A 24,548-nucleotide genomic window follows, 5' to 3' on the forward strand; every position below is an offset into this window, starting at 1 on the left:
GTCAAGTCTGGGTTGTGAGCGCTTGGGTGATGAGGGGTAGGAGTTCGCGGCAGAGGTTGCGTTTGAGGCAGCGGATGACTTCTTTGGTGGTTTTGCCTTCGGCGCGTCGGCGGGCGACGTAGGCGCGGGTGGGCTGGTGGTGGCGCATGCGGACCAAGACGATGGTGTGCAGGGCGGTGTTGGCTTGGCGGTCGCCGCCGCGGTTAAGGCGGACGCGGTGGGTGCGGCCGGAGGCGACGGGAACCGGAGATGCCCCGCAGACGGCCGCGAAGGCGGCGTTGCTGTGCAGTCGGTGGGGGTTGTCGCCGGCGGTGGTGAGGAGTTGGCCTGCTGTTTCGGGGCCGAGGCCGCAGCGTTCGAGCAGGGCCGGTGCGGCCTGGTGGGTGAGAGTGCGCAGTTGGGTGTCGGCGTCGGTGACTTCCTCGGTCAGGTGCTGGCAGCGGCGGGCGAGGCGGCGCAGCGCGGTCTTGGTGGCTTGGACCGGGTCGGTCAGATCGGTGGTGGGGCGTAGTGCGGAGGTGGCGTGGATGAGTTGGTCGGTGGTGAGGCCGGCGAGTTGTCCGCGTAGTGGTTCCGGCGCGGTGGTGACGAGCTGGCGCAAGGTGTTGATGGCGGCGGTCCGGGCCTTGATCGCGCCGGAGCGGGTGGTACGCACGACGCGAATGGACTCCACGATCCCCGTACGGGTCTTCGGTGTGCCGGTCGCGGTGCCGGCCAGGACCGCTCGGGCGGCGGCCTCAGCGTCGATCGGGTCGGACTTGCCGCGGCGGCGGCGGTTCTGCCGGTTCGGTCGTGACACCTCCACCACCCGGACGTGTTCGGAGGTCAGCAGCCGGGCGAGGCCGGCGCCGTAGCTGCCGGTGCCCTCGACCCGACCACGGCAAGGTCGCCGAAACCCCTCAGCCAGGTCAGTAGCTGCTTCTCCCCGGCGTTGGTGGCCGGGAACTGGGCATGGGCAAGCAGTCGGCCGAGGTGATCCAGGCAGGCGGCGGTGTGGGTGTCTAAGTGGGTGTCGACCCCGCCGACGACTTCGCCTGATCCGGCGATGTCGGTGATGTCGAAGTGAGTAACGCCGATCGGGTCTGTCATCGTAGAGACAGCCGTCCTTCCGTTGTGCGAACCGACACGGGACGGCACGCACCGCCGGTCCGGGCGGACAGCACATGGACGGGCCTCTGCGACAGGCTCCTATCAGGTCACGTTCCGTCCGGCCGGTGCGTGCAGCTCGCCGGCCGGAGACGGATCAGCCCGAAGTCAACCCCTGTTGCCGGTGACGGTGGATAACTGAGTCATCCGGCCAGCGAACCCATCATCCATGTGGATAACTTCCGCGGCGGTCGGACGATTTTTGCCACCCTTGATTCGCGAGGTCATGGACCACCGGATCGGGGAGCCCGAATGAGCAAGGACAGCAACCAGAAGTCGCCGTACGGCGCCGGCTTCATCGCCGCCTGCATCGTCGTCGGGGCGGTCCTCGTCTGCGGTGCGCTGATGCTCATCGGCGGCCGGACGTCACCAGCCACGACTTCCTTGGACCGCGCCCAGCCCAACGCCGCGGAACAGACCCAGCCCGCGGGGCAGTCTCAGCCCGCCGGGACTCAGCCTGCGGGGACTCAGCCAGGGGCCGTCGAGCCCGTGGGGCCTGCGACTCCGGACGGTTCGACCGCCGCCGGGCGCCCGCGCAGCGGCACCGGTTGCAACCTCCCGACCGGTGATCAGACAGTGCCCGTCAAGCCGCCGGCGGTGGACGGCTGGGACGTCAGCCGGCGGGTCGTCGTACCCCGCTCGTCGACGTACGGGCCTGCCGTCACCGACTCCGACGGGTTCCGCCGGTGCTTCGCCCACTCGCCGACCGGCGCGGTCTATGCCGCCTACAGTGCCTTCGCGGCACTGTCCGATCAGGAGGTGGGGGTTGCCGCCGCGCGCAAGCTGATGGTTCCGGGACCCGACACCGACGCGCTGATCCGCGAGCTGCAGTCGGAGGACTCGTCGAGCGGGTACCCGGTGACGCAGCTGGCCGGGTATCACCTGATCGACACCGGTCCGGACCGCGTGGTCCTGATGCTCGCCACGCCGGTCCAGTCCGCCTACGCGAGCCTCACGCTCACCCTGATCTGGCACGAGGGTGACTGGCGGCTGAAACCGCCCGCAGTCGGCGATCCGGTCGGTGCACCGTTCGCCCAGCACCGTGACCTGTCCGACTTCGTTGCCTGGAGTGGTGTCTGATGTGCGGAAAGCTGGCGATCACCTGCCACGTCGAAGAGGCAATCCAGTCGGTAGCGACCAGTGCGATGGACCAACTCCAGGCTCAGGTGACCGCGGGCGCGCTCAGCACGCTGGACTCGATGACCTTCTGGCTCCGGCCGGGTACGCCCGCTCTTGCCGACCAGCACGACCGGGCGACCGGCACGGTCCAGTTCCTGCAGGGCAGCCTGCTGAGCGTCACCGCTGCCGTGTTCGCGATCGCGATCATCATTGCCGGCATCCGGATCGCCTGGGAGCAGCGGGCACAACCACTGCAGGAGCTGCTCAAGGCGATTCTGACGTTCGTCGTGGTGGGTACGGCCGGGGCCGCCACGATGCAGGTGCTGTCGGCCTGGTCGGACGGGTTCTCGGTCGCCATCATCGACCAGGCGGGCAAGGACCTGTCGCTGGCCGCGGCCTTCGGTGGCTCCGTCAGCGGTGATGGTCAGGCCCAGAGCCTGGTCGCCGACGGCATGCCGGCGCTGCTCGGTATCACCACCGGAATGAGCGTGATCCTCGCATCGTTGATCCAGATCGTCCTGATGCTCGTGCGGTCAGCGTTGCTGGTGCTGTTGGCAGGGGCGTTCCCACTCGCAGCCGCGGCGACGAACACCGAGATCGGGCGGAACTGGTTCAAGAAGTTCTGCGGCTGGTCGCTGGCCTTCATCGCCTACAAACCGGCGGCGGCGCTCGTTTATGCGGCGGCTCTCAAGGTGGCCCACGACCCCGCGATGAGCGCGGGCGACGCCGTGGTGCGGGCGATGACCGGGATGATGATGCTGCTGCTCGCGATCTTCGCGCTGCCGGCGTTGCTGCGCTTCATGGTGCCGGTGACCGCGGCGGTGGCGGGTGGCAGCGCGGGCATGGGCAGTTCCGTCGCCGACCCGGGCGGACTCGCGAGCGGTGCGGTCAGCGTCGGCAGTTCCGGCGCCGGGTTCGGCACCAGCCGTGGCGGCGGGAGTTCAGCCGGCGGCGCGACTGCGGGGGGCACCGGTGGAGCGACCGGCGGGGGTGCGACCGGTGCGACTTCGGTCGGTGCAAAGGCAGCGGGTGCGGCGGGTGCTGTGGCCGGCGCGGCAGCCATCGGCCTCGCCGCAAGCCGGAAGGCGGCCGGTGGTATAGCCGGTGCAGCGTCACACTCCGCCGGTGAGTCAGGCGGCGGTTCGATCACACCGCCGTCTGCCAGTGGACCAATGTCCCGCCGCCCAAGCCCCCGTACCTCGAGCTCCAACCACCGCAGCAATCCCCACCCATCAACCGAGCACCGCACCTCAGAACCCACCAGCCCCACCGGCAGCTGGTGACTGAGCGCCGGACTCCGGAATCCGCTGGCCCGACTGATAGCTGGTGACTCAGCACCGCACTGCGGAACCGCCGGCCCCAGCGCAGTTGGTGCCGGGGGCCGGTTTCCCCAGGGTTTTCCACAGGTGTGGATTTTGGGGCTGGTGGCAACAATCTGTTGATTGTTCATGCGGAGTTACTTGATGAGCAGGGCTTCGGAACCTATCGGCTTGTAGCCGGCCGCGAGGAACGTGCGGAGAGAGGCCGCGTTGCCGGGCGTGATCTGGGCCCAGATCGACGCAGTGCTGGGGATCAGGGCGCGGGCGGCCAGGGCCAGGCGGCGGCCGTGGCCTTGGAGGCGGGCGTTCGGGGGTACTTCGATGGCGCACTCGAGACGGTCCGCCAGACCGCGCCCGGTGAGGACCATGCCTTCGTGGGCGTCGACGTATGCCCGGACGTCGTCGCGGTAGCGCCATGCGCGGTCGACTCGAGGATGGGCGAGGTCGTGCAGCTCGGTGAGGCCGGCGGTCGCGGCGGTGCGTTCGGCCTCGTCGGTGAGCGCGGGCGCGAGCAGCATCGCGTCGAGCGCGCTGACCCGGCGGCCGGTGAGCTTCTCGAGGGCCGAGAGGAACGGCGGGTTCGTCGGGGCGGACAGGTCGCCGGGCGGTAGGTGCTCCGCAACCCACGCCGGGTCGACGTCCGCGGCGATCACGATGTGGCCGGTGAACGACACCACGCAGTACTCGCGGTCGGACGGCGGGGGTACGACGGAGACGCTGAGATCCGGGGGTGGGAACGTGCCGTGTTCGGCGGCGCGCAGAATGGCAGCGAGAGTTGTCATCAGGAGCATTGTCGCGGAGATCCCGTGGCGCGCTCGCAGAGGAGGCGGCAGGATGCGCGAACCGCAGCTGGTCACGGCCGAGGGGTTGCCCGAGCGGGTCACGATCTACGAGGTCGGTCCCCGGGACGGGTTGCAGAACGAGTCGGCGATCGTCGACGTGGCGGTCAAGGCGGAGTTCATCAATCGGCTGGTCGACGCGGGACTGACCACGATCGAGACGACCAGCTTCGTGCACCCGAAGTGGGTACCGCAGCTCGCCGACGCGGCCGAGCTCCTCGAACGGCTCGACCTGCCCGAAGGCGTCCGCGCCCCGGTGCTGGTGCCGAACGAGCGCGGGCTCGATCGCGCGCTGGCGGCCGGTGTCCGGGAGATCGCGATCTTCGCCAGCGCGACGGAGACGTTCGCGGGGAAGAACCTCAACTCGACGCTGGACGATCAGTTCGCGATGTTCACGCCGACGATCGAGCGGGCGCTGGGCGCCGGGCTGGCGGTCCGTGGGTACGTGTCGATGTGTTACGGCGACCCGTGGGAGGGCGACGTACCGATCGATCAGGTGGTCAAGGTCGGCGCGCGGCTGGTCGAGCTCGGGTGTCACGAGCTGTCCCTCGGCGACACGATCGGGGTCGCGACGCCGGGTCAGGTGAGCGCGCTGATCGAGGCGTTCGGTGCGGCCGGGGTGCCTGTGGACAAGCTTGCGGTGCACTTCCACGACACCTACGGGCAGGCTCTCGCGAACACCCTCACCGCGCTCCGCGAAGGCGTCACCACGGTCGACAGCTCCGCTGGCGGCCTCGGCGGCTGCCCGTACGCCGAGAGCGCCACCGGCAACCTCGCCACCGAAGACCTCCTCTGGCAGCTCGACGGCCTCGGCATCCACACCGGCGTCGACCTCGAAAAACTCGTCACCACCAGCACCTGGATGGCCGAACAACTAGGCAAACCGTCACCCAGCCGAGTGGTCCAAGCCCTGGCCGGCTGACCGCTGCCTCGCCCCTGCCCTTTCCGCTTCAAGTCTATCGATTCCCGCTTCACCTCAGCTCTGGTTATCCACAGGGTTGTAAACGGGTGAAAGTGTCGGTGGGGTGGGGGAAGCTGGGTGGGTGAGTGCGCAGCGGGTTGAGCTTGGGGAGTTTTTGAAGGCGCGGCGGGGGCGGGTGGCGCCTGAGGATGTCGGTTTGCCTGGGGGTGGGCGGCGGCGGACGCCTGGGTTGCGACGGGAGGAGTTGGCGCAGCTCGCCGGGGTCGGCGTCACGTGGTACACGTGGCTCGAGCAGGGGCGGCCGATCAACGTGTCGGGGCAGGTGCTGGACGCGGTCGCGACGACGCTCGGGTTGACGCCGGTCGAGCGCGAGCATCTGTACCGGCTGGCTGAGGCGACACCGATGCGGCTGCCGCGGACGACGGACTGCGCGAGTGAGGCGGTGTTCGAGGAGATCGTCGAGGCGCTCGATCCGCTACCGGCGGTGATCACCAACACCCGGTTCGACATCGTCCGGGCGAACCGTGCGTACAACGACCTGTTCCACGACTGGCACCGGCTGCCCTGCATCCACAAGAACCTGCTCTGGTGCATCATCACCGAGCCGACCGCCCGTGAGCAGCTGCTCAACTACGACACCGAGGTGCCGTACCTGGTCGGCCGGTTGAGGTCGGCCTACGGCGAGCACGTCGGCGACCCGGACTGGGAGACCGACCTCGCGCGGTTGCGCTCGATCTGTCCCGAGTTCGATCTGCTGTGGTCCAAGCACGAGGTGGCGGCCTGTACGCCGCGGGTACGCCGGATCGCCAACCCGGACGTCGGCGAGGTACGCCTCACGATCACCGAGCTGGCCGTGTCCGCGCACCCGGACCTGCTGCTGTTCATCGAGTCCCCCGCCGATGAGGAGACCCGCGCCAAACTCCCGCTGACCCGCCGGGAGGCCACGGCCCGACAGGTCTGACCTACCGGGAGCTGCTACTGCTCGATCGGGCGGCGGATTCGGCGGACTAGGCTTTTGTCGGCGAATTGGCCGACTCGGTAGGTGGACCAGCCGTCGACGCCGGCGCCGACGGCGCCGCCGAGGAGCGGGACGCGTCGGGTGATCGTGAGTGCCATCCGCTTGCCGCTGATCCGGCCGATGAGCTCGGCCACGACCTCGCCCGACACCTGGCGGTCGAGCTCCGGGTCGAAGACCGGGGCGGTCGCGATCGCCAGCGGCGACGAGACCAGGCTCGACTTCCGGAGCCGGTCGGTGACGCCCTCCTCGCCGAGCAGGCAGGTGATGACGGCGGTCCGGACCCGGGGGTCGTCCAGGTCGTACCCGCGCAGGTGGGCGATCGCCGCCACCATCCGGCACTGCACGACCGCGAGACCGGTCAGGTTCGCGGGCAGTGCGACCGGGAGCGTGACGAGACCGCCGATGCTGGTCGCGAACCCCTGGACGCCGGCCAGCCGGATGTGCTGGTCGATGACCGCGTCGATGGCGAGCGTGACGTCGCCGTCGCAACGCTCCAGCTTGGTGTCGGCGATCCGCTCCGCGCCCGGGAACCGCTGGTACCCGTCGATCGCGACCTCGAGGATCTGGCGCAACACGCCGCCCGCTGCTGTCGGGGCGAACCGCTGGGCGGCGGGCGCGAGACTACTGGCGACGAACCTGGCTACTCCGGCCACGGTGCTCCTTCCCGCCCGGCCCCACGCGTCAGAACCCGGACGTGTTTCAACTGTACGTGTCTCCCACCCCTACGCCACTCGGGACAAACCCTTGGTGTCCCCCGAGGGTGTGCCCTACGCCGGACCGAGCGACATGCCCTAGGTGAGAATGGATGCGTGCCGATCGAACCTGCTCCGTCTCAGTGGGACTTCCCGCCGGTTGGTGTGGCGGGGGCCAGTGACGTGGTAGCGGGCGGTGCCGATCTCGCCCCGGGGACCGTGCTGGCGGCGTACCGGCGGGGGCTGTTCCCGATGCCGGATCACCGGAATTCGGTGTTGTGGTGGTCGCCGGTGGACCGCGGCGTGATCGACGTCGCCGGCTACCGGCCGTCGCGGTCGTTGCGGCGCGCGCGGGCGAAGTTCGAGATCCGGGTCAACACCGCGTTCGACCAGGTGATCCGGGCGTGTGCGGACCCACGCCGCCCGGGTTCGTGGATCGACAGCGACATCATCGCGTCGTACACCGAGCTGCACCGGCTCGGTTGGGTGCACTCCGTTGAGGCCTGGGACGGCGACCAGCTGGCAGGCGGTCTGTACGGCGTGGCGATCGGCGGGCTGTTCGCAGGTGAGTCGATGTTCCACCACAAGACCGACGGCTCGAAGGCGGCCGTCGCGGGCACGATCGAGCTGCTCGACGACGAGTACGCCGCCGACCGGGTCTTCGACATCCAGTGGGTCACCGACCATCTCGCCACGCTCGGCGCGGTCTCGATCCCCCGTGAGACCTACGTACGACGGGTCACGCGCGCCCTCGACGTACCGCTCCCGAAGGCCTTCAGCTGAGCCCCACAAAGGCCGCCATCTGCCGGGAGGCCGAGGCGAAGAACTCGTCCGCCGGGTCCATCGATCCGACCAGCTGACCGAAGAGCTCGAAGCTCAGCATCCCGAACAGCTGGGTCCACACGATCACGGTCCGCACCAGGATCGCGGGCGGTACGTCGGGAGCCAGCGCGACCAGTACCTTCGTCTGCTCGGCCAGCACACCCGACGGTTCCGGGGCGTCCGGCGGCGTGACGAGCCGGCCCGTCGCCTGCGCACGCTGGAGCAGCCCGAGCAGCAGCAGCGGCACCCGGCTCGCCGGCTCGACCGTGGTTTGCGGCGCCTGGTACCCGCTGATCGGCGACCCGTAGATCAGCGCGTACTCCTGCGGATTGGCCCGCGCCCAGTCCCGTACGGCGGTGTAGATCGCGATCCACTCGTCGACCGGATCGCCCGCGCCGGCGGCTGCCTCCGCGGCCGCGCCGAGGGCGTCGTACGCGTCGATGATCAGCGCGGTGAGGAGCTCGTCGCGGCTCGCGAAGTACCGGTAGAGGGCGGACGACACCATGCCGAGCTCGCGGGAGATCGCCCGGAGCGAGAGCGCCTCGGCGCCGACGGTCGCCAGTTGCTGCCGCGCGGCCGCCTTGATCTCCTCCGTCAGCTCGGCCCGGGCACGCTCACGGGCAGTTCGTCCGGCGTTCATACCGCCAGTCTGCCACATAACCGAGAGCACTGCTCTTGACAGTGATCGGCGATCTAGGGTTCACTGATCACAACAGAGAGCACCGCTCTCGCAAAGACCGAAGGAACCCGACATGACCGAGTACAAGCAGACCTACGACAGCAAGCGCGTGATCACCGTCGCCGAGGGCAGCATGCGTGTCTTCAACCGCATCGTCGCCGGTCTGACGAAGCTCGGCATCAGCGTGATGGGCAGTCGGGTGCTCTCCGTCCAGGGCCGCAAATCCGGCGAGTGGCGCAGCACCCCGGTGAACCTCCTCACCGTCGACGGACAGCGCTACCTGGTCGCGCCACGCGGCCACACGCAGTGGGTGAAGAACCTGCGCGCCAGTGGCACCGGCCGGCTGCAGCTCGGTCGCAGGATCGACACCTTCCGGGCCGAGGAGCTTGCCGACGCGGACAAGATCCCGGCGCTGCGGATGTACCTGAAGGAGTGGTCCTGGGAGGTCGGCACGTTCTTCCAGGGCGACGTCACCAAGAACTCCCCCGACGAGGTCCTGCACCACATCGCCCCGGGTGTCCCGGTCTTCAAGATCAACTAGTGATAAGCGGCCGCCTGGATCCGGTAGAGGTCGGCGTAGTGACCGTTGCGGGCCATCAGCTCGTCGTGGGTGCCGGTCTCGACCACGTGGGCGCCGTCAAGGACCACGATCAGGTCGGCCATCCGCACGGTGGAGAACCGGTGCGAGACCAGGATCGTGATCCGGCCGTCGGTACTGTCCCGCGCGGCCGCGGCGTACCGCTCGAACAAGGCGTGCTCGGTCTCGGCGTCCAGAGCGGCGGTCGGCTCGTCGAGGACCAGCAGCAGCGGCCGGTCGCGCATGAACCCGCGCGCCAGCGCCAGCTTCTGCCACTGCCCGAAGCTGATCTCCGCCCCGTCCGGCCAGGTCGAACCGAGCTGCGTGTCCAACCCCGACTCCAACCGCTCCAGTAGGTCCTCCGCCCCGGCGCGCCCGACCGCGGTCGTCACCGCCGGTACGTCGTCCAGCCGCGGCAGGTCGCCCAGCCCGACGCTGTGCGCCGCGCGGAACTCGAACCGGAAGAAGTCCTGGAACGCCCCGGCGATCTTCTCCCGCCACGCCTCCGCAGGGATCCGGGCGAGCGGCCTGTCGTCGAGCAGGATCCGTCCGCCGGACGGCTCGTAGAGCTTGCAGACGAGTTTCACCAACGTGGACTTGCCCGCACCGTTCTCGCCGACGACCGCGATCACCTTGCCGGCCGGTAGCTGCAGGTCGACGTTCTCCAGCGCGGGCCGCTCGGAACCGGCGTACGAGAACGAGACCTGCTCGAGCCGGATGCCGTCGACGAGCCGCTCGGGCGCCGGCTGATCCGCCGTACGGTCGAACGAGGCCGCGTAGTTCTCCAGCCAGACGAGCCGTCGTGAACCGTCCAGCCAGATGCCGCGCAGGAAGCCGATCTCACCGACGGTCGCCCCGATGTACGACGACAGCCGTGCGCCGGCCGCGAGGATCAGCAACACCTGTCCCACAGAGCCGTGCAGGCCGGACGCGACGAACAGCACAGCACCGACGTACGCCGCTCCGAACACTGCCCAGGCGAGCCCGTGCCACACTGCGCTGGTCCAGCGGGCCGCGGCCATCGGCCGGTACCACTGCTCCCATTCGCGCTGCCGCCCGCGGACCAGGTCTGGGCCGATGCCGATCACACGCACCTCCTTGCCCGGTGCAGGTGTGGTCGCTGTCTTGAACAGGTGCTGCGAGAGACGGAAGTGGGCGGCGTACTGCTCCTCGACCTCGCGCTCGACGCCTGGTCGCCAACTGGAGCTGAGGACGGTCGGTAGTGCGAACAGAAGTAGCAGAGCGAGTGCCGGGTGGATCGACATGAGCAGAGCGACTGTCACACCGAGGCGCAGGATCCAGCCGCAGGTGGAGAACAGCGACATGTACATGTGGTCCAGTACGAACACCTGTTTGCGCAGCACCGACAGGCGGTCCAGGTAATCGCGTCGCTCGTGGTGCTCGACCGTGGCGACCGACGCCTGCAACCGGGCGACGTGTGCCTCCAGCATGATCGTCACGCGGTCGCGGAACCGCCGGGAGATCCTGGTGGACAACGTCCTGAGGAACCACGTCGCGGTGACCGACAACGCCAGTCCGCCCGCAGCCAGTAGTGCTGCCCGTCGGTCGTGGTGCAGTACACCGTCTGCGAGGAGCTTGAGCCACAAGGCCAGCAGTGCGTCCGGTACCGCGGCCAGCAGCGTCATCAAGAACGCCGCCAGCAGCAGCCACGGCTCGTGCTGGTAGCCGAGCTTGCACAGCCGCCACATCGCCGGCAGCGCGCGAGGCAGGTCGTCAGAGCGTGTCATAGCTGAGCCCCTCCTCGTCGACCTCGGCGGTGAAGCGCTGCGCCTGCAGGTCGAACATCGTGCGGTACCGGCCGCCGAGCGCCATCAGTTCGTCGTGGCTACCGAGTTCCACCACGCGACCGTGTTCGAGGACACAGATCCGATCGGCGTGCCGGACTGTCGAGAAGCGGTGGGAGATGAGGATCGTGGTGACGTCGCGGGTCGCGGTCAGGATCCGGTCGAAGATCGCCGCCTCGCCGCGGACGTCGAGTTGCGCGGTCGGTTCGTCGAGCAGTACGAGTCCGGCTCCTTGGCGTACGGCGCAGAGCGCCCGGGCCAGGGCGACCCGTTGCCACTGGCCGCCCGACAGGTCGGTGCCGTCGCCGTAGCCGGTGGCGAGCCGGGTGTCGAGGTCGGCGAGGTCCGCGGCGCCGGCGTCCGCGAGCGCCGCGCGGATGTCCTCCTCGGGCGCGCCGGCCGGTGCGACGTTGTCCCGCAGCGGGAGCTCGAGCTTGAGGAAGTCCTGGAAGACGGCGGCCACCCGGGTCCGCCAGGCGTCGATGTCGAGGTCCCGCAGGTCGGTGCCGTCGACGTGGATCGATCCGGAGTCGGGGTCGTACAACCGGCAGAGCAGCTTCGCCAGCGTGGTCTTGCCCGCGCCGTTCTGCCCGACGACGGCGAGGGACGATCCGGCCGGGATGGTCAGGTCGAGCCCGTCGAACACCTGCCGCTCGCCCTGTGGATAACCGAACCGCAGGCCGCGCAGCTGAACCTCGACCGCGCCTCGGCCGCCTGCGACGTGGCCCGAACGCAACGCCCCAGCCGGTGCCATCGCCGGCTCGAGCCGCTCGACGGCGACGACCGGTGCGGCCGCTCCGTCGAGCGCCCAGTTCAGCCCGCCGAACGCGATCATCCCGACACCGATCGCGACCTGCGCGAACACGACCAGCCGATCCAGCGGGAGATCACCGCCGATCGAGGCCGCGCCGAGTGCCCAGAACACCAGACCGTTGGCTACCACAACGATCAACAGGCTCCAGATCATTGGTCGTTCCCGCAGTCGAGTGGCGGCGTACTGCAGTTCGAACAGGCGCCGGCGCCGCTCGGTGAACCGCTGGACCGTCCAATCCGCGAGCCCGAACAGCCGTAGCTCCTTCGCCGCACCCGGCTCGACAGCCAGCTCGTACGCATAGTTGGCGTGCCGCTGCGCGGAGCGAACCTCGGCAGTGTTGCGGTCCTTCCAGACGCCGCTCTCGCGCAGCAGCCAGTGCGTGGCGCCCCACGCGACAACCAGTACGAGCGGCGCCCACCAGCTGAACCCGAACAACACGACCGCCGAGGCGATGCCTCCCACGAGCTCGACCAGACTGCCGGCGACGAAGTCGACGTTCAGATACATCGGCGGCCCGGTCTGCCCGTGGTCGAACTCCCGCGCCACCACGAGATCCTCGCTGAGCCCCGGATCCTCCAGATGCCCGATCCCCGGCGGGCCGACACACGCCTTCGCCAACGCGTCATTCAGGTACGACGACACCCGGCTACCGAGGTTGGCGCTGACGGCCTGATGCACCGGCGTCAACACCTGCAGCAACACGAACGTCGTACCCATCAACCCCAACGGCGCCGCCAGCGCGTCCCCGTGCTGAACCGAACCGACCAACCACCCCATGGCAACCGCGAACACTGCCGGCAGCGCACCCCGAGCCACCAGCAACACCCACCAAGCCACCGCAAGCCCCCGATCAGCCCGCGGCAACACCGCAAAGAGCCGCCACTCCCGCCGACCCCGCAACCACCTGCCCATCCCCCCACGATGACACCACCCACACCCCCCGTCTTGAACGTTTGCCGGATGGCACTATGGCTGGATGATTACGCCTGAGCTGTTGAATGCGGCGCCGAAGGTTCTTCTGCACGACCATCTGGATGGTGGGTTGAGGCCGGGGACGGTGTTGGAGCTGGCTCGGGAGGTGGGGCATCGGTTGCCTCGGGGGGAGGCGGCTGAGCTGGGGGAGTGGTTTGTGGAGTCGGCGGACTCGGGGTCGCTCGAGCGGTACTTGGAGACGTTCGATCACACCGTCGCGGTGATGCAGACGGCTGAGGCGATCAAGCGGGTGGCCAGTGAGTGTGTGCAGGATCTGGCGGCGGACGGGGTGGTGTACGCAGAGGTTCGGTATGCGCCGGAGCAGCACCTGACCAAGGGGCTGACGCTCGAGCAGGTGGTGGATGCCGTGCGGGAGGGGTTCGAGCACGGGATGGCGGTTGCCGAGCGGCCGATCGTGGCACGGCAGTTGCTGACCGCGATGCGGCACAAGGCCCGGTCGATGGAGATCGCCGAGCTGGCCGTGGCGTACCGCGACGCCGGGGTCGTCGGGTTCGACATCGCGGGAGCCGAAGCCGGGTACCCGCCTACCCGGCACCTGGACGCGTTCGAGTACCTGCAGCGGGAGAACGCGCACTTCACCATCCATGCCGGCGAGGCGTTCGGGTTGCCGTCGATCTGGCAGGCGATCCAGTGGTGCGGGGCGGACCGGCTCGGGCACGGCGTCCGGATCATCGACGACATCACCCACGACGGCGACAAGGTCGAGCTCGGGCGGCTGGCGGCGTACGTCCGGGACCGCCGGATCCCGCTGGAGATGTGCCCGAGCTCGAACCTGCAGACCGGCGCGGCCGCGTCGATCGCCGAGCACCCGATCGGGCTGCTCGCCAGGCTCCGCTTCCGGGTCACGGTGAACACCGACAACCGGTTGATGAGCGGTACGTCGATGAGCCGCGAACTCGCACTGCTCGCGGAGGCGTTCGACTACGACCTCGCCGACCTGAGGTGGTTCGCGATCAACGCGATGAAGTCCGCCTTCATCCCCTTCGACGAACGACTCGCGTTGATCGACAACATCATCAAGCCCTGGTACGCCTCAAACTGAGGGAAGGAAAGTTCGCGTCAAACTGAGCGCTGGTACGTGCGGAACGCTCGGGTGGAGAGCCAGGCCACGATCAGCGTGAAGGCCAGCAAATAAACGCAATGCCGCCAGACCGTCGACCAGTCCGGCGAGGCGGCCAGGGACTGGCGGGCGGCGATGGTGGCCCAGTCGACCGGGTTGAAGCGGGCCGCGACGTTCACCCAGTGCGGCGCCACCGTCGGGTCGATCATGATCGACGACATGAACGTGAGCGGCAGCGACACGAACTGCGAGATCCCGATCAGTGCGTTCTGCTGCCGGGTGAGCAGCGCGACCGCGTTCGACAGCGAGCCGAACCCGAGCCCCACCAGTACCGATGCAAGGATCGTCACCAGATAGCCGCCGACCCCGCCGTCGTACCGCGCGCCCGCCGCGAACCCGATCAGGAACACCAGCACGGTCTGGATGAACGTCGTCGTCGCGTTGCTGAGCAACTGCCCCGCCATCAACCCGCCGCGGCTGACCGGTGACGCGAGCATCCGGTCCATCACCCCGCGCTCCATGTCCTGCACGAACGACGTACCGCTCCAGCCGCTCGTCATCAGCGCCGTCATCATCACGATCCCCGGCGTCAGGAACGCGATGTACGACGAGTCGCCGAATCCAGGAATGCGTACGACGCCCTGGAACAGCTGCCCGAACAACAACAGCCAGATCGCCGGCTGCACCAACGTGAACGCGATCAACGCCGGCTGCCGGTACGACGCCCGCGTCCACCGCCCGAGAACGAGACCGGTGTGCGTGATCATGCCGCCTCCTCCGCAACCTTGAACGAGCGACCGGTGTACTGCAGGTACACGTCGTCCAGCGACGGCCGCGACACGGTCACCGCGACCACCGGAATCGCCTTGTCCTCAAGGACTCCCAGCACAGCCGGTACGGCGGTCGCGCCGTGGTCGACCCGTGCCCGCAAAGTGTTGCCCTCGACAACGATCTCGCCGATCCCGGGCAACTGCCGCAACAGCGAACGAACGGAACCGTCGGTATCCGGATCGACCAGCTCGACATGCACCGAGTCCCCGCGCAGCGCCGCCTTCAACGTCTCCGGGGTGCCCTCGGCAACAATCTTGCCGTGGTCGACGATCGCCAACTGCCCGGCCAGCCGATCGGCCTCCTCGAGGTAGTGCGTCGTGAGCAGCACGGTCAGCCCTTCCTGACCGGACAAGCGCAGTACTTCGTTCCAGAGATCGGCCCGCGCCTCCGGGTCGAGGCCCGTGGTCGGCTCGTCCAGGAACAGCACCTTGGGCCGGTGCACGAGCCCGAGCGCGACATCCAGCTTTCGCTGCATGCCACCGGAGTACGTGCGAACCGGCCGCGAGCCGTGCTCCGCCAGATCGAACCGCGTGAGCAACTCGCGCGCCCGCTGAACAGCCTGGGAACGGGACAGCCCGAAGATGCGCCCGCTCAGTACGAGGTTCTCCAGGCCGGTCGCCATCGGGTCCGAGCTGGACTTCTGCGGTACGTATCCGATCGCGTGCCGGACCTTGTCCTGATCACGCTGTACGTCGTACCCGGCGACCCGCGCGCTGCCCGAGTCGGCCCGGGACAGCGTCGTGAGGATCTTCACCGTGGTCGACTTGCCCGCGCCGTTCGGCCCGAGCAGGCCGAGGACGACGCCCTCCGGCACGGTGACGGTCAGCCCGTCGAGCGCCCGGAGCGGTGGTTTCTTCCGGCCGGCCGGGTACGTCTTGACCAGGTCGACCGCTTCGACGGCATGCGTAGCCATCAGATTGACTCCCTTGTGGGTGCGGGAGCCGGTCGTCGGGCTGGCTATCCTGATGTGTGCGCCTTGGGTGCCAGGTCTTCGGACCGACTCGAGGAACCGCGGCCCTTGATCCTGGTGTTGCCGCACCGTGGATCGAGGGCCGCCCAACTATCGTGCTTCCGGCGGCACCGCCTGCATCCAGGCGAACTCCTCCCCGAAGTACTTCACCGGATCCTTCAACTGCTCGCCCGGCGGGATGCCCTCCTCCAGGTAGTGCTTCCAGGCCATCCGCCAGTACCTGGACCCGCCGAGCGTGTCGGTCCGGATCTCGTCGACCAACTCGTGCACGTACGCCGACTCCGCGCGCAGCAGCGCCAGCCGGAACTCCGACTCGACCCAGAAGATCCGCGGGAACTCCGCCCCCGCCATCTTCTCGTGCGTCGCGACGGTCTCGGCGATCTCGTTGTCGACCGCCGTCAGCCGCTGCTCGAGCAGCTCGACGGCCCGGTCCGGTGACAGCGCGGGCAGGTAGGCGAGCCCCGCCTCCAGCGGGTGGAACTCGCGGGACGGCGTACCGACCAGCTCGACCAGCCAGTCCTCGAACTCGGCCTGCCCGGCCTCGGTGATCCGGTACACCGTCCGCTCCGGCCGGTTTCCTTCGCGGACCGTCTCCAGCGCCTCGATGAAGCCGTGCTTCTCCAGACTGGACACGATCGAGTAGAGCGATCCGTAGTTCACCTTGATGCTCTGGTCCTTTCCGCGGGCCCGGAGCATCGTGGAGATCTCGTAGGGATGCATGGGCCGCTCGCCGAGACTGCCGAGCACGGCGAACGCCAACGGGTTGCCGACCTTGCGCCTGGCCATCACACCTCCATCGCTATTACTCGAAATCGAGTATTAGCGACCGGGTATTCGATGTCAAGTATTGAGCCAGGCGAACGCCCGCGCCCCCAGACCGCGGATCCGGAGCGCTGCGAGGGCGCGGTACGCCGGCTCCTCGACGTACTTCGTGAGCAGCCAGGCAAGCCCGATCACGCCGAGCGAGGCGCCGGCGATCTGGGTGAACCGGCCCGCGCCAAGCTCCATCAGCCGGTACGCGATCAGGTACCCGACCACCTGGTTGAGCAGGTACAACCCGAACGAGATCCGCGCCAGGAACTGGATCGGCCGCCGGAACCGCGCGAACACGGTCCAGTCCCGCCCACGGGCGGCCAGCGCGACGAGCACCAGCAGTACGCCGATGCCGAGCGACGACGGCAGGTCCGAGGTGTGCGCGTGCTGGGCGAAGACCGTGGCGACAATGAGCGCGGACAGGTGCAGTACGCCGATCCGCCGCTGTGACCACAGCCAGATCGCGATACCGATCGCGAACAGCTGGAGCCGATGCAGGCCGAGGCCGTTCCACGCCTGCACCACCCAGAACGGGCTGTGGTCGATCCGGCCGTTCCACTGCAGTGCGACCGGCGCGACGATCATGATCCACAGCAGCGTGGTGATCCGCGGTCCGAGGCCGCGCGGCCACAGCAGTGCCGCCGCGCCGAAGGCCATCAGCTGCAGCGGCAGCGTCCAGTACGAGCCGTCGATCAGCTGCACGCTCGGGTCGAACGACGCCGCGAGCGTCAGATTCGCCCACAGGTCGCGGCGGGTGGGCAGGATCCAGTTGTCCGGCCCGAAGTAGATCAGCAGCGTGTACGTGATCAGTACGGCGGCCAGGTACGGCGGGAGCACCCGGCAGACGCGCCGCCACAACCACCTCGACGTGGAGCCCTTCCGGATCGTGACGCAGACGAAGTACGCGCTGATCACGAGCAGCACGCTGGCGCCGACCTGGAACGGGTACTTGCCGAGCGGCGCACCGAGCTCAGGATGCAGGAACGGACCCATGTACGTCGTGTGCGTGAACATCACCGCGAGCACCGCCAGCACGCGCACGACGTCCCAGCTCAACCTCCGTGCGGATCTGCCCGGGGGCCGGTCCGGCGTCGTCACAACCACTCCATCTACGTCGCTGCTACCCCCTGCGACCCTAGGCAGGGCAAGGGGTGGCGACGCAAATTCGTTCGGTGATGCCTTCCTCACATCACAGTGGCTTGACCCACCGGGACCATTCGGGCTGGGGTGCATAGCCGGCCGTGGACCAGACGCGGTGCGCTTGGGTGTTGTCGTCGAGCACCATCGCGTCGGCGCGGGTTCCGCCGTACGACGTGAACGTCGCTTCGGCGCGGGCGACGAGTTCGCGGCCGATGCCCTGCCGACGGTGCGTCGGCGCGACCGCCAACCGGTACAGGTGGCAGCGCCAGCCGTCCCAGCCGACGATGATCGAGCCGACCACGGAATCGTTGTCAATGGCAAGGATCAGCGCCTGCGGATCGCGCGCGATCAGGCGCAGGACGGCGTCGGTCGAGTCCGGCGGACGGTGTGAGTCCTCGGCGGCAGTCGCCCAGAACTCCAGCACTGCAGGGGCATCGGCGGCGACGGCGTTGCGGTAGCTGACCATCAGCCTGCGGTCTGGAACGTACGACGGTAATCCTGTGGTGGCACGCCCACCACTCTACGGAAGTGGTGCCGGAGCAGGGCGGCCGTTCCGAATCCTGATTCGGTGGCGATCTGTTCGATGCCCATCCGGGTCTGTTCGAGCAGCGTGCGGGCGCGCAGCACGCGTTGGGTGGTAACCCACTTGAGCGGCGTCGTACCGGTTTCGGCGACGAAGCGGCGGGCGAAGGTCCGTTCGGACATCTGCGCGCGCCGGGCCAGGGCCGGCACGGTGTGCTCGATGGTCAGGTTGTCGACCATCCAGTTCAGCACGGGCTGCAGGCTCTCCGCGGAGCACTCCGGCACCGGCACCTCGACGTACTGCCGCTGGCCGCCGTCGCGTTGCGGCGGGACGACCATCCGGCGGGCGATCCGGGTCGCCACCGCGCTGCCGAGCTCGCGCCGCACCAGGTGCAGGCAGGCATCGATCCCGGCCGCCGTACCGGCGCTGGTGATGACGTTGCCGTCGTCGACGAACAGCACGTCCGGGTCCATCTTCGCGGTCGGGAATTCCCGGCGGAACCGATCCACGTACCTCCAGTGGGTCGTGCACGGCCGGCCGTCGAGCAGCCCGGCCGCGCCGAGCACGAAGGCGCCCGAGCAGACGCTGAGCAGGATCGCGCCGCGCGCGGCGGCCTTCCGGAGCGCGTCCAGGACCCGTTCGTCGTACGCCTGCCGCCAGTTCGTGGCCGGAACCGCGACCAGGTCGGCGTCCTCGAGCTCGTCCAGCCCATACGGCGCGATCACCTGGGAGTGGCTGCTCGTCTGCATCGGGACACCCGGCGTGGTCGAGCAGACCTTGAAGTCGAACGGGGGCACGCCGTCGTCGGTGCGGTCCAGCCCGAACACCTCGGCCAGCACGCCGAACTCGAACAGGGCGATGTCCTCCATCAGCACGACGGCGATCTTGCGCAGCATCCGACCAGTATGGCAGGAATTTGTCGGACTATGTCAATAGCGCCACTGGTGGCAGGATCTAGAAGGTAGAATTATTACTGCCATGACCGGATACGTAGTTCTCGTAGTTCTCGTCCTCGCCGTGATCGCCGCGCTGGAGCTCAGCAACCGGCGCAACGCGGGCGGTCCGGCTGCCGGACCGCGGGGCTCCTGGGTCGCCGACGACCGCGACGTTGCCCGCACCAAGCTCGACCTGCTCGCGCTCGGCGCGGCGGCCAAGCCCTTCGCCCACAAGCCTGCTTCGACCACCGGCACGGTGCACAACATCCGCACCGCCCGGCTGCACGACGGCCGTCACGCCGCCTGAGTTCGCCAGCTGGGGGCGGTCGCGTTGGTGACCGCCCGCAGCACCCCTTCGACCGGGCCGTACCGGAAGGTGCCGAGCCAGATGTGGCTGAGCATCACCTGCAGTACGAAGATCCCGACCGCGAGACCCGTGGTCTCCAGTGGCGAGACCTGTCCCACCAGACCGAACCCGACGCCGGTGAAGATCAGCAGCGTCGCCACCGATTGCCCGAGATAGTTCGAGAGCGCCATGCGACCTGCCGGTGCCAGTAGCCGACGGAGGTCCTCGCCGCTCTGGGAGTGCATGATCCGCAACAGCGAGGCGACGTACGCCGCCGTCAGGAACGGTGCCGTCATGACACTCATCAGCACGGCCCTGGTGTCACCGTTGCCGCCAAAGGCGTAGACGATGCCGCCGGTGATGCCGATCGCGAACCCGATCAGCTGGATCAGCCGGAGGAGGGCGTCGGAGCCCTCGATGTTCTGCAGCAGCTTGCGCCGGCCGGCGACCATGCCGATCAGGAACGCAGCCAGTGTGGTCGGGCCCTGCACAGTGAGTAGCGACAGACCGTACGTCGGCAGGGCACGAATATGCTCGCCGATGACGTCGCTGAACGAGCCCGCCAGGTTCGCGGCAGTCCCCTGTGCTGCCGTTACCGCTGTCGCCGGGTCCAGTACCGCTGACGTGTCCAGGAAGACCGCGGCGACCGCCAGAGTGATGAACAGGTACGCGTAGATGGCTCCCGCGACCACTAGCGCCGTACGGTCCTTCACTCGACGCATGGCGACCAGTACGAGCCCCAGGATCGCGTAGACGCTCAGGATGTCGCCGGTGATCAAGAAGACGCCGTGCAGTACGCCGAGCACCAGCAAGCCGCCCAGCCGCCGCAGCATGCGCGGGCGGAACGCTGCGCCGGCCCGCTGAGCCGCCTGCATCTGCAGCTGGAAGCTGTACCCGAACAGGAACGAGAACAGCAGGTAGAACTTCATGTCGACGAACGCCGACGACAGCCACCGCACCGAGTGATCCAGCCAGGAGTTGTACGCCGGATCCTCGGCCACGTGAATCGGATACCCGGACGCCGCGAACGTGATGTTCACGACCAAGATGCCCAGCAACGCGAACCCACGCAGCGCATCGACGTCCTGTATCCGCGTCCGCTCCAGTACCTGACCCATACCCCCAGCACACCAGCGCGGCCTGCGGAAAGCAGTCGCACTGGGTCCTCTTCGGGGGTGGAGCTACCTCTACCTCAAGCCTCAGTGCGCGCGGCGCTGCTGCACCTTCTGGAACGCCTGCTTGATCTTGGCCTGGTTCTCCGGCTTGCTGAGTTCGCGCTGGGCGACCTGCACCAGCTTGGCGACCACAGCGCCCTTGACCAACGTCTTAACAAACCCCATCAGGGCCTCCCAACTCGGTTACCCCCGAAACTACCGCCCGTCACAACCACCCTCCATAGGTGATCCACCGGAACTGTCCCTGGCGTCGGGCACACTAGGGGTATGCCTGAGTTGCCGGAGGTCGAGTCGCTGGCCGTGTTCCTGCGGGAGCGCGCGGTGGGGCATGCCTTCGTCCGGGCCGACATCACCGCGATCAGCGCGCTGAAGACGTACGATCCGCCGATCTCGGCGATGGTCGGACTGCTGATCGACGACGTGCAGCGGCACGGGAAGTTCCTGGACATCTCGGCGCAGGGCGTGCACCTGGTGATCCACCTGGCCCGGGCCGGCTGGCTGCGCTGGAAAGAGGAACAGAACACCGGGCTCGTCCGCCCGGGCAAGGGCCCGATCGCGCTCCGGACCGTGCTCGACGACGGCGCCGGGTTCGACCTGACCGAGGCCGGCACCCAGAAGAAGCTCGCGGTGTACGTCGTCCGCGACCCGAGCGAGGTCCCCGGCATCGCCCGCCTCGGACCGGATCCGTTCACGCTGTCGCTCGACGACTTCGGCGCGATCCTCAAAGGCGCGGGCCGCGTCCAGCTCAAGGGCGTGCTGCGGAACCAGTCCGTGATCGCCGGCATCGGCAACGCGTACTCCGACGAGATCCTGCACGTGGCGAAGATGAGCCCGTTCAAACCGGCCTCGAACCTGTCCGACGACGAGCTCAAGACGCTGTACGAGGCGATGCGGGAAACGCTCAAGGACGCCGTCGACCGCTCCGCCGGACTGGCCGTCCAGGACCTGAAGTCGGAGAAGAAGTCCGGCTTGCGGGTGCACGGCCGCAAGGGCGAGAAGTGCCCGGTCTGCGGCGACATCGTCCGCGAGGTGAGCTTCGCCGACTCCTCCCTGCAGTACTGCGCGACCTGTCAGACCGGCGGCAAGCCGCTGGCCGACCGGAGGCTGTCGAAGCTGCTCAAGTAGGTTCCCGCCTTATGCGGAAGATCTACGTGGCAGCACACGTGTACATGATTCTGGGGCTCATCAGCGGGCTGTACTACCGCGAGCTGACCAAGGCCAAGGACTTCACCGGCGACTCGCAGCTCGGCGTCGTCCATACCCACATTCTCGCGCTCGGCATGCTGTTCTTCCTGATCGTGCTCGCGCTGGAGAAGCTCTTCACGCTGACCGACGGGAAGCTGTTCACCGCGTTCTTCTGGGTCTACAACGCGGGCCTCGCGCTGACCGTCGGCATGATGCTGCTGCGCGGCACGATGACCGTGCTCGGGCACCAGCCCGGCGCCGCCCTGGACGGCATCTCCGGCCTGGGCCACGTCACGATCACCCTCGGCCTGATCTTCTTCTTCATCAACCTCGGCAAGTGCCTGCCGGCCAAGGAGCAGGCCGAGCGGTCAGAGGTGCATGACGTACGGTGACGATGCCGACCGCCTGCCCGCCTCCAAGCGGGCTCGGAGTTCCGCGGCGCCGGCGCCCGCGACCGGGGTGACCCAGCCGATGGAGCGTCCCGGTTCGAGGCCGTCGAACGTCCACGTCTGCTCAGCCGCGGACCAGCCCGCCGGCAGCGGGAGCTCGACCTCGCCGCGGACGGTCGTACGGCCGAAGTTCGTCACGACGACGGTGACCTCGGCGCGGCCCGGGTGGATCGACGCCAGCACCGTCCCGACCGGGGCAACCAGCACCCGCCGGACACCGGCCGGTACGGCGAGCGGTACGACGCGGCTGTCCGGCATCGGGAACGGGCCGATCGTGGTGCGGGTGAGTTCATGACCGGTCACGCCGTACCGCCGACCGGCCAGCCGGACCTGATGCCGGCTGTCCGGTTCGGCCATGCCGACGAACCGTACGGCGACGTCGGCCGCGCGCCGCGCCACCAGGTGGGCCGTCGGACCGGTCGGCGTGAGGTCCCAGACGCCGTCCGCGTTCGCCGTGACGGTGTCCTGCGGGACGATCCGCAACTTGCCCGCGAGCGCGACCCGGACCACCGGCGGCTCACCGGTCTCGGGTAGCCGGACGACCAGGTCGGCGCCGTCGCGACGCCAGGTCAGTGCCTTCCCGGTGTGGTCCTCGACCACGTGCCGCGGTGACGTCGCGAGACCCGGCAGCCGTACTTCGTGGTCCGGCGGACGGCGCGCGATCCGCAGCAGCAACAGCTCACGACTCCGCAGGATCGCCTCACCCCACGGTTGCGGATCGAACTCTCCCGGGATCCCCTGAATCAGCGCCACCGCAGCCTCCTTCGAGCCACGGTCCGTCCCCGGCCCCCCGGTGTCAACGCCCGTCCCGGGTTCCGGAACCGGTGGGCTTCCGGCTGGTCACCGTCTGACATGCTTGGGGCATGTTCCGGAACCAAGAGATTCCCTCGGTCGTGGTGAGCGAGCTCGACGACGCGCTGCTGGCGGAGGCGTTCGTGCTCGACGTCCGTGAGCCGGACGAGTGGGATCGCGGCCACATCGACGGCGCCACCCACATCCCGCTCGGCGAGCTGCAGGAGCGCGTGGGCGAGGTGCCGCTGGACCAGAAGGTGCTCTGCGTCTGCGCGGTCGGCGGCCGTTCCGGGATGGCCACCCAGTTCCTGAACCAGCTCGGCCGCGAGGCGATCAACCTCGACGGCGGCATGCACGCCTGGGAGATCTCCGGCCGCCCGATCAGCACCAACTGAACGCGGTCAGCACGAACTGACCCGCGGTCAGCACCCAGCTGGCCCGCGGTCAGCCGCGGCCGCCGAGCGCGACGCGCTGATGGTCGCCGCCTGGCATCGTCGCCTCGACCAGCCAGCCGTCGGCGACCGGGCCAGCGACCAGTTGGCCACCCAGCTCCTGCACGCGCTCGCGTAGCCCTGCCAGCCCGCGTCCCGTGCCGGACAGCCGCGGCGACTGCTGGACCGCGTGCCCGTTCGCCACCCGTACGGTCAACTCGCGCCCGGCCCCGTTCACCACAACGCGAACCGCAGCACCGGGCGCGTATCGCAACGCGTTCGTCAGGCTTTCCTGGACGACGCGGAACGCGGCATGCGCCACCGGTGCCGGCACCCCGTCACGCGATCCCTCGAACCGGCACGACACGTCGAGCCCGCTCCGCGCCGCGCGCGTGACGACCTCCTCGATCAGCGACAGATCCGGCCCGCCAACGGCCGTACCTCCGAGCAGCTCGACCAGCCGCCGCAGATCCTCGTGGCCCTGCCGCGCCGACTCCGCCAGCCCCGCGAACACCTGCGCGGCCCCGACCGGATCACGCCCCACCAGCCGCTGACCGGCCGCCGCCTGGATCACCATCACGCTGATCGCGTGCCCGACGATGTCGTGCAGCTCGGACGCGATCCTGGCCCGCTCGTGCCGTACGGCGAGCTCGGCGAACAGCTCGCGCTCCTCCTCCAGCTCACGCCCGCGCCGCGTGAGCTCCGCCGCCGACTCCCGGTGCAACCGCAGGACCGTCCCCGCCAGGAAACTCGGCACGCTGAACATCACCAACGGCACCTCGCTGTTGTTCCCGAGCGCCACCCACATCGTGAACAGGAACACCACGAACGCGCCGGCCGCGACCCAGGCCGCCCACCCCGACCACCCGAGCGCCGCGACCAGCGTCACCACCGCGAGGATGGCGAACGTCGTGTCGGGAAACCATCCGTAGCCGGACAGGACCGCGGTCAACAGCAAGAAGCCAGCACCCACCACCGCGACAGCCCGCGGGTGGGTCCGCCACCACAACAACGTCAGTCCGCTCGCCAGCAGCCCGCCGGTGAACACGTTCCCGATCACCGTCGTCGGCCAGCCGTGGATCGCCGTCGGCAGCGCGACGAGCGCGGCCACCAGGGCCACGATCCCCGCCTGCTCGAGCCGGCCCGCGTTCAT

28 protein-coding genes are annotated in these 24,548 nt (G+C 68.8%); 11 read left to right on the forward strand and 17 right to left on the reverse strand.

The genetic code is table 11. The features are described from left to right. Nucleotide 1: 1 nt before the first annotated feature. Both FB475_RS16200 and FB475_RS37195 read right to left on the reverse strand, forming a co-directional pair. Entirely contained in the window at nucleotides 2-907 is a 906-nt protein-coding gene (locus FB475_RS16200) for a transposase (RefSeq protein ID WP_238332290.1), read from the reverse strand. Then, nucleotides 826-1,089 carry a hypothetical protein gene (locus FB475_RS37195; RefSeq protein WP_202878345.1) on the reverse strand — a complete coding sequence of 88 codons (264 nt, stop codon included), beginning with the start codon at nucleotides 1,087-1,089 and terminating at the stop codon, nucleotides 826-828. Before FB475_RS37195 ends, FB475_RS16200 begins: the two co-directional genes overlap by 82 nt. 309 nt (nucleotides 1,090-1,398) lie before the next feature. Between FB475_RS37195 and FB475_RS16205 the strand changes: the two genes are divergently transcribed. Together FB475_RS16205 and FB475_RS16210 are read left to right on the forward strand one after the other, a co-directional pair. Next, nucleotides 1,399-2,226, forward strand: coding sequence for a DUF8175 domain-containg protein (locus FB475_RS16205; RefSeq protein ID WP_141856862.1), 828 nt, complete (start codon nucleotides 1,399-1,401; stop codon nucleotides 2,224-2,226). Next, complete coding sequence (locus FB475_RS16210; RefSeq protein WP_141856864.1) at nucleotides 2,226-3,548, forward strand: hypothetical protein; 1,323 nt, start codon at nucleotides 2,226-2,228, stop codon at nucleotides 3,546-3,548. The genes FB475_RS16205 and FB475_RS16210 overlap by 1 nt, the downstream gene beginning before the upstream one ends. Nucleotides 3,549-3,721: 173 nt before the next feature. On the opposite strand, the gene FB475_RS16215 is transcribed toward FB475_RS16210, so the two are convergent. Continuing rightward, nucleotides 3,722-4,366, reverse strand: coding sequence for a GNAT family N-acetyltransferase (locus FB475_RS16215; RefSeq protein WP_141856866.1), 645 nt, complete (start codon nucleotides 4,364-4,366; stop codon nucleotides 3,722-3,724). Nucleotides 4,367-4,418: 52 nt separating this feature from the next. Between FB475_RS16215 and FB475_RS16220 the strand changes: the two genes are divergently transcribed. After that, the gene (locus FB475_RS16220; protein ID WP_141856868.1) at nucleotides 4,419-5,345 is read left to right on the forward strand and encodes a hydroxymethylglutaryl-CoA lyase; all 927 of its coding nucleotides are present in this window, start codon (nucleotides 4,419-4,421) and stop codon (nucleotides 5,343-5,345) included. Nucleotides 5,346-5,541: 196 nt separating this feature from the next. Next, nucleotides 5,542-6,306, forward strand: coding sequence for a helix-turn-helix transcriptional regulator (locus tag FB475_RS16225; RefSeq protein ID WP_238332175.1), 765 nt, complete (start codon nucleotides 5,542-5,544; stop codon nucleotides 6,304-6,306). Between the two features lie 14 nt (nucleotides 6,307-6,320). On the opposite strand, the gene FB475_RS16230 is transcribed toward FB475_RS16225, so the two are convergent. Beyond that, nucleotides 6,321-7,016 (reverse strand): EcsC family protein, encoded by a 696-nt coding sequence (locus tag FB475_RS16230; protein WP_141856872.1) that lies wholly within the window; start codon nucleotides 7,014-7,016, stop codon nucleotides 6,321-6,323. 156 nt (nucleotides 7,017-7,172) lie between these two features. Here FB475_RS16230 and aat point away from each other — a divergent pair, with 156 nt between their 5' ends. Further along, the gene (gene aat, locus FB475_RS16235; protein ID WP_141856874.1) at nucleotides 7,173-7,838 is read left to right on the forward strand and encodes a leucyl/phenylalanyl-tRNA--protein transferase; all 666 of its coding nucleotides are present in this window, start codon (nucleotides 7,173-7,175) and stop codon (nucleotides 7,836-7,838) included. Here aat and FB475_RS16240 read toward each other — a convergent pair. Then, nucleotides 7,831-8,517, reverse strand: coding sequence for a TetR/AcrR family transcriptional regulator (locus FB475_RS16240; protein WP_141856876.1), 687 nt, complete (start codon nucleotides 8,515-8,517; stop codon nucleotides 7,831-7,833). The genes aat and FB475_RS16240 overlap by 8 nt on opposite strands. Nucleotides 8,518-8,629: 112 nt before the next feature. On the opposite strand from FB475_RS16240, the gene FB475_RS16245 reads away from it, so the two are divergent. Continuing rightward, nucleotides 8,630-9,097, forward strand: coding sequence for a nitroreductase family deazaflavin-dependent oxidoreductase (locus tag FB475_RS16245; RefSeq protein WP_185759270.1), 468 nt, complete (start codon nucleotides 8,630-8,632; stop codon nucleotides 9,095-9,097). Here the strand turns inward: FB475_RS16245 and FB475_RS16250 are convergent. Continuing rightward, complete coding sequence (locus FB475_RS16250) at nucleotides 9,094-10,881, reverse strand: ABC transporter ATP-binding protein (protein WP_141856878.1); 1,788 nt, start codon at nucleotides 10,879-10,881, stop codon at nucleotides 9,094-9,096. The genes FB475_RS16245 and FB475_RS16250 overlap by 4 nt on opposite strands. Next, nucleotides 10,868-12,568, reverse strand: a complete 1,701-nt coding sequence (locus FB475_RS16255) for an ABC transporter ATP-binding protein (RefSeq protein WP_238332176.1) — start codon at nucleotides 12,566-12,568, stop codon at nucleotides 10,868-10,870. The genes FB475_RS16250 and FB475_RS16255 overlap by 14 nt, the downstream gene beginning before the upstream one ends. A gap of 160 nt (nucleotides 12,569-12,728) precedes the next feature. Between FB475_RS16255 and FB475_RS16260 the strand changes: the two genes are divergently transcribed. Then, nucleotides 12,729-13,787, forward strand: a complete 1,059-nt coding sequence (locus FB475_RS16260) for an adenosine deaminase (protein WP_141856882.1) — start codon at nucleotides 12,729-12,731, stop codon at nucleotides 13,785-13,787. 17 nt (nucleotides 13,788-13,804) lie between these two features. On the opposite strand, the gene FB475_RS16265 is transcribed toward FB475_RS16260, so the two are convergent. The 6 genes from FB475_RS16265 to FB475_RS16290 form a co-directional block, all read right to left on the reverse strand. Then, nucleotides 13,805-14,572: an ABC transporter permease gene (locus FB475_RS16265; RefSeq protein ID WP_141856884.1), complete on the reverse strand. Its 768-nt coding sequence runs from the start codon at nucleotides 14,570-14,572 to the stop codon at nucleotides 13,805-13,807. Beyond that, nucleotides 14,569-15,549, reverse strand: a complete 981-nt coding sequence (locus FB475_RS16270; RefSeq protein WP_141856886.1) for an ATP-binding cassette domain-containing protein — start codon at nucleotides 15,547-15,549, stop codon at nucleotides 14,569-14,571. The genes FB475_RS16265 and FB475_RS16270 overlap by 4 nt, the downstream gene beginning before the upstream one ends. A gap of 147 nt (nucleotides 15,550-15,696) precedes the next feature. Beyond that, the gene (locus FB475_RS16275) at nucleotides 15,697-16,392 is read right to left on the reverse strand and encodes a PadR family transcriptional regulator (RefSeq protein WP_141856888.1); all 696 of its coding nucleotides are present in this window, start codon (nucleotides 16,390-16,392) and stop codon (nucleotides 15,697-15,699) included. 54 nt (nucleotides 16,393-16,446) lie between these two features. Next, nucleotides 16,447-17,460, reverse strand: a complete 1,014-nt coding sequence (locus FB475_RS16280) for an acyltransferase family protein (protein WP_185759271.1) — start codon at nucleotides 17,458-17,460, stop codon at nucleotides 16,447-16,449. 148 nt (nucleotides 17,461-17,608) lie between these two features. Beyond that, a complete protein-coding gene (locus FB475_RS16285) occupies nucleotides 17,609-18,025 on the reverse strand; it encodes a GNAT family N-acetyltransferase (RefSeq protein ID WP_141856892.1) in 417 nt (138 codons plus the stop codon). Beyond that, a complete protein-coding gene (locus tag FB475_RS16290; RefSeq protein WP_141856894.1) occupies nucleotides 18,025-18,978 on the reverse strand; it encodes a GlxA family transcriptional regulator in 954 nt (317 codons plus the stop codon). Before FB475_RS16290 ends, FB475_RS16285 begins: the two co-directional genes overlap by 1 nt. A gap of 82 nt (nucleotides 18,979-19,060) precedes the next feature. On the opposite strand from FB475_RS16290, the gene FB475_RS16295 reads away from it, so the two are divergent. Then, on the forward strand, nucleotides 19,061-19,324 hold the full coding sequence (locus FB475_RS16295; RefSeq protein WP_141856896.1) for a hypothetical protein: 264 nt from the start codon (nucleotides 19,061-19,063) through the stop codon (nucleotides 19,322-19,324). Here the strand turns inward: FB475_RS16295 and FB475_RS16300 are convergent. Both FB475_RS16300 and FB475_RS36790 read right to left on the reverse strand, forming a co-directional pair. After that, nucleotides 19,312-20,481 carry a DUF418 domain-containing protein gene (locus FB475_RS16300; RefSeq protein WP_141856898.1) on the reverse strand — a complete coding sequence of 390 codons (1,170 nt, stop codon included), beginning with the start codon at nucleotides 20,479-20,481 and terminating at the stop codon, nucleotides 19,312-19,314. The genes FB475_RS16295 and FB475_RS16300 overlap by 13 nt on opposite strands. 81 nt (nucleotides 20,482-20,562) lie before the next feature. After that, nucleotides 20,563-20,703: a hypothetical protein gene (locus tag FB475_RS36790; RefSeq protein ID WP_185759272.1), complete on the reverse strand. Its 141-nt coding sequence runs from the start codon at nucleotides 20,701-20,703 to the stop codon at nucleotides 20,563-20,565. Between the two features lie 102 nt (nucleotides 20,704-20,805). On the opposite strand from FB475_RS36790, the gene FB475_RS16305 reads away from it, so the two are divergent. Together FB475_RS16305 and FB475_RS16310 are read left to right on the forward strand one after the other, a co-directional pair. Next, on the forward strand, nucleotides 20,806-21,663 hold the full coding sequence (locus FB475_RS16305) for a DNA-formamidopyrimidine glycosylase family protein (protein WP_141856900.1): 858 nt from the start codon (nucleotides 20,806-20,808) through the stop codon (nucleotides 21,661-21,663). A gap of 11 nt (nucleotides 21,664-21,674) precedes the next feature. Further along, the gene (locus FB475_RS16310; RefSeq protein WP_141856902.1) at nucleotides 21,675-22,115 is read left to right on the forward strand and encodes a DUF2871 domain-containing protein; all 441 of its coding nucleotides are present in this window, start codon (nucleotides 21,675-21,677) and stop codon (nucleotides 22,113-22,115) included. Here FB475_RS16310 and FB475_RS16315 read toward each other — a convergent pair. After that, nucleotides 22,092-22,925, reverse strand: a complete 834-nt coding sequence (locus FB475_RS16315) for a hypothetical protein (protein WP_141856904.1) — start codon at nucleotides 22,923-22,925, stop codon at nucleotides 22,092-22,094. The genes FB475_RS16310 and FB475_RS16315 overlap by 24 nt on opposite strands. A gap of 110 nt (nucleotides 22,926-23,035) precedes the next feature. Here FB475_RS16315 and FB475_RS16320 point away from each other — a divergent pair, with 110 nt between their 5' ends. Further along, nucleotides 23,036-23,359: a rhodanese-like domain-containing protein gene (locus FB475_RS16320; protein ID WP_141856906.1), complete on the forward strand. Its 324-nt coding sequence runs from the start codon at nucleotides 23,036-23,038 to the stop codon at nucleotides 23,357-23,359. Nucleotides 23,360-23,408: 49 nt separating this feature from the next. Here the strand turns inward: FB475_RS16320 and FB475_RS16325 are convergent, their stop codons facing one another. Then, on the reverse strand, nucleotides 23,409-24,548 hold the full coding sequence (locus FB475_RS16325; protein WP_141856908.1) for a sensor histidine kinase: 1,140 nt from the start codon (nucleotides 24,546-24,548) through the stop codon (nucleotides 23,409-23,411).

The sequence above is a fragment of the Kribbella jejuensis genome (assembly GCF_006715085.1).
GTDB classification, from domain to species: domain Bacteria; phylum Actinomycetota; class Actinomycetes; order Propionibacteriales; family Kribbellaceae; genus Kribbella; species Kribbella jejuensis.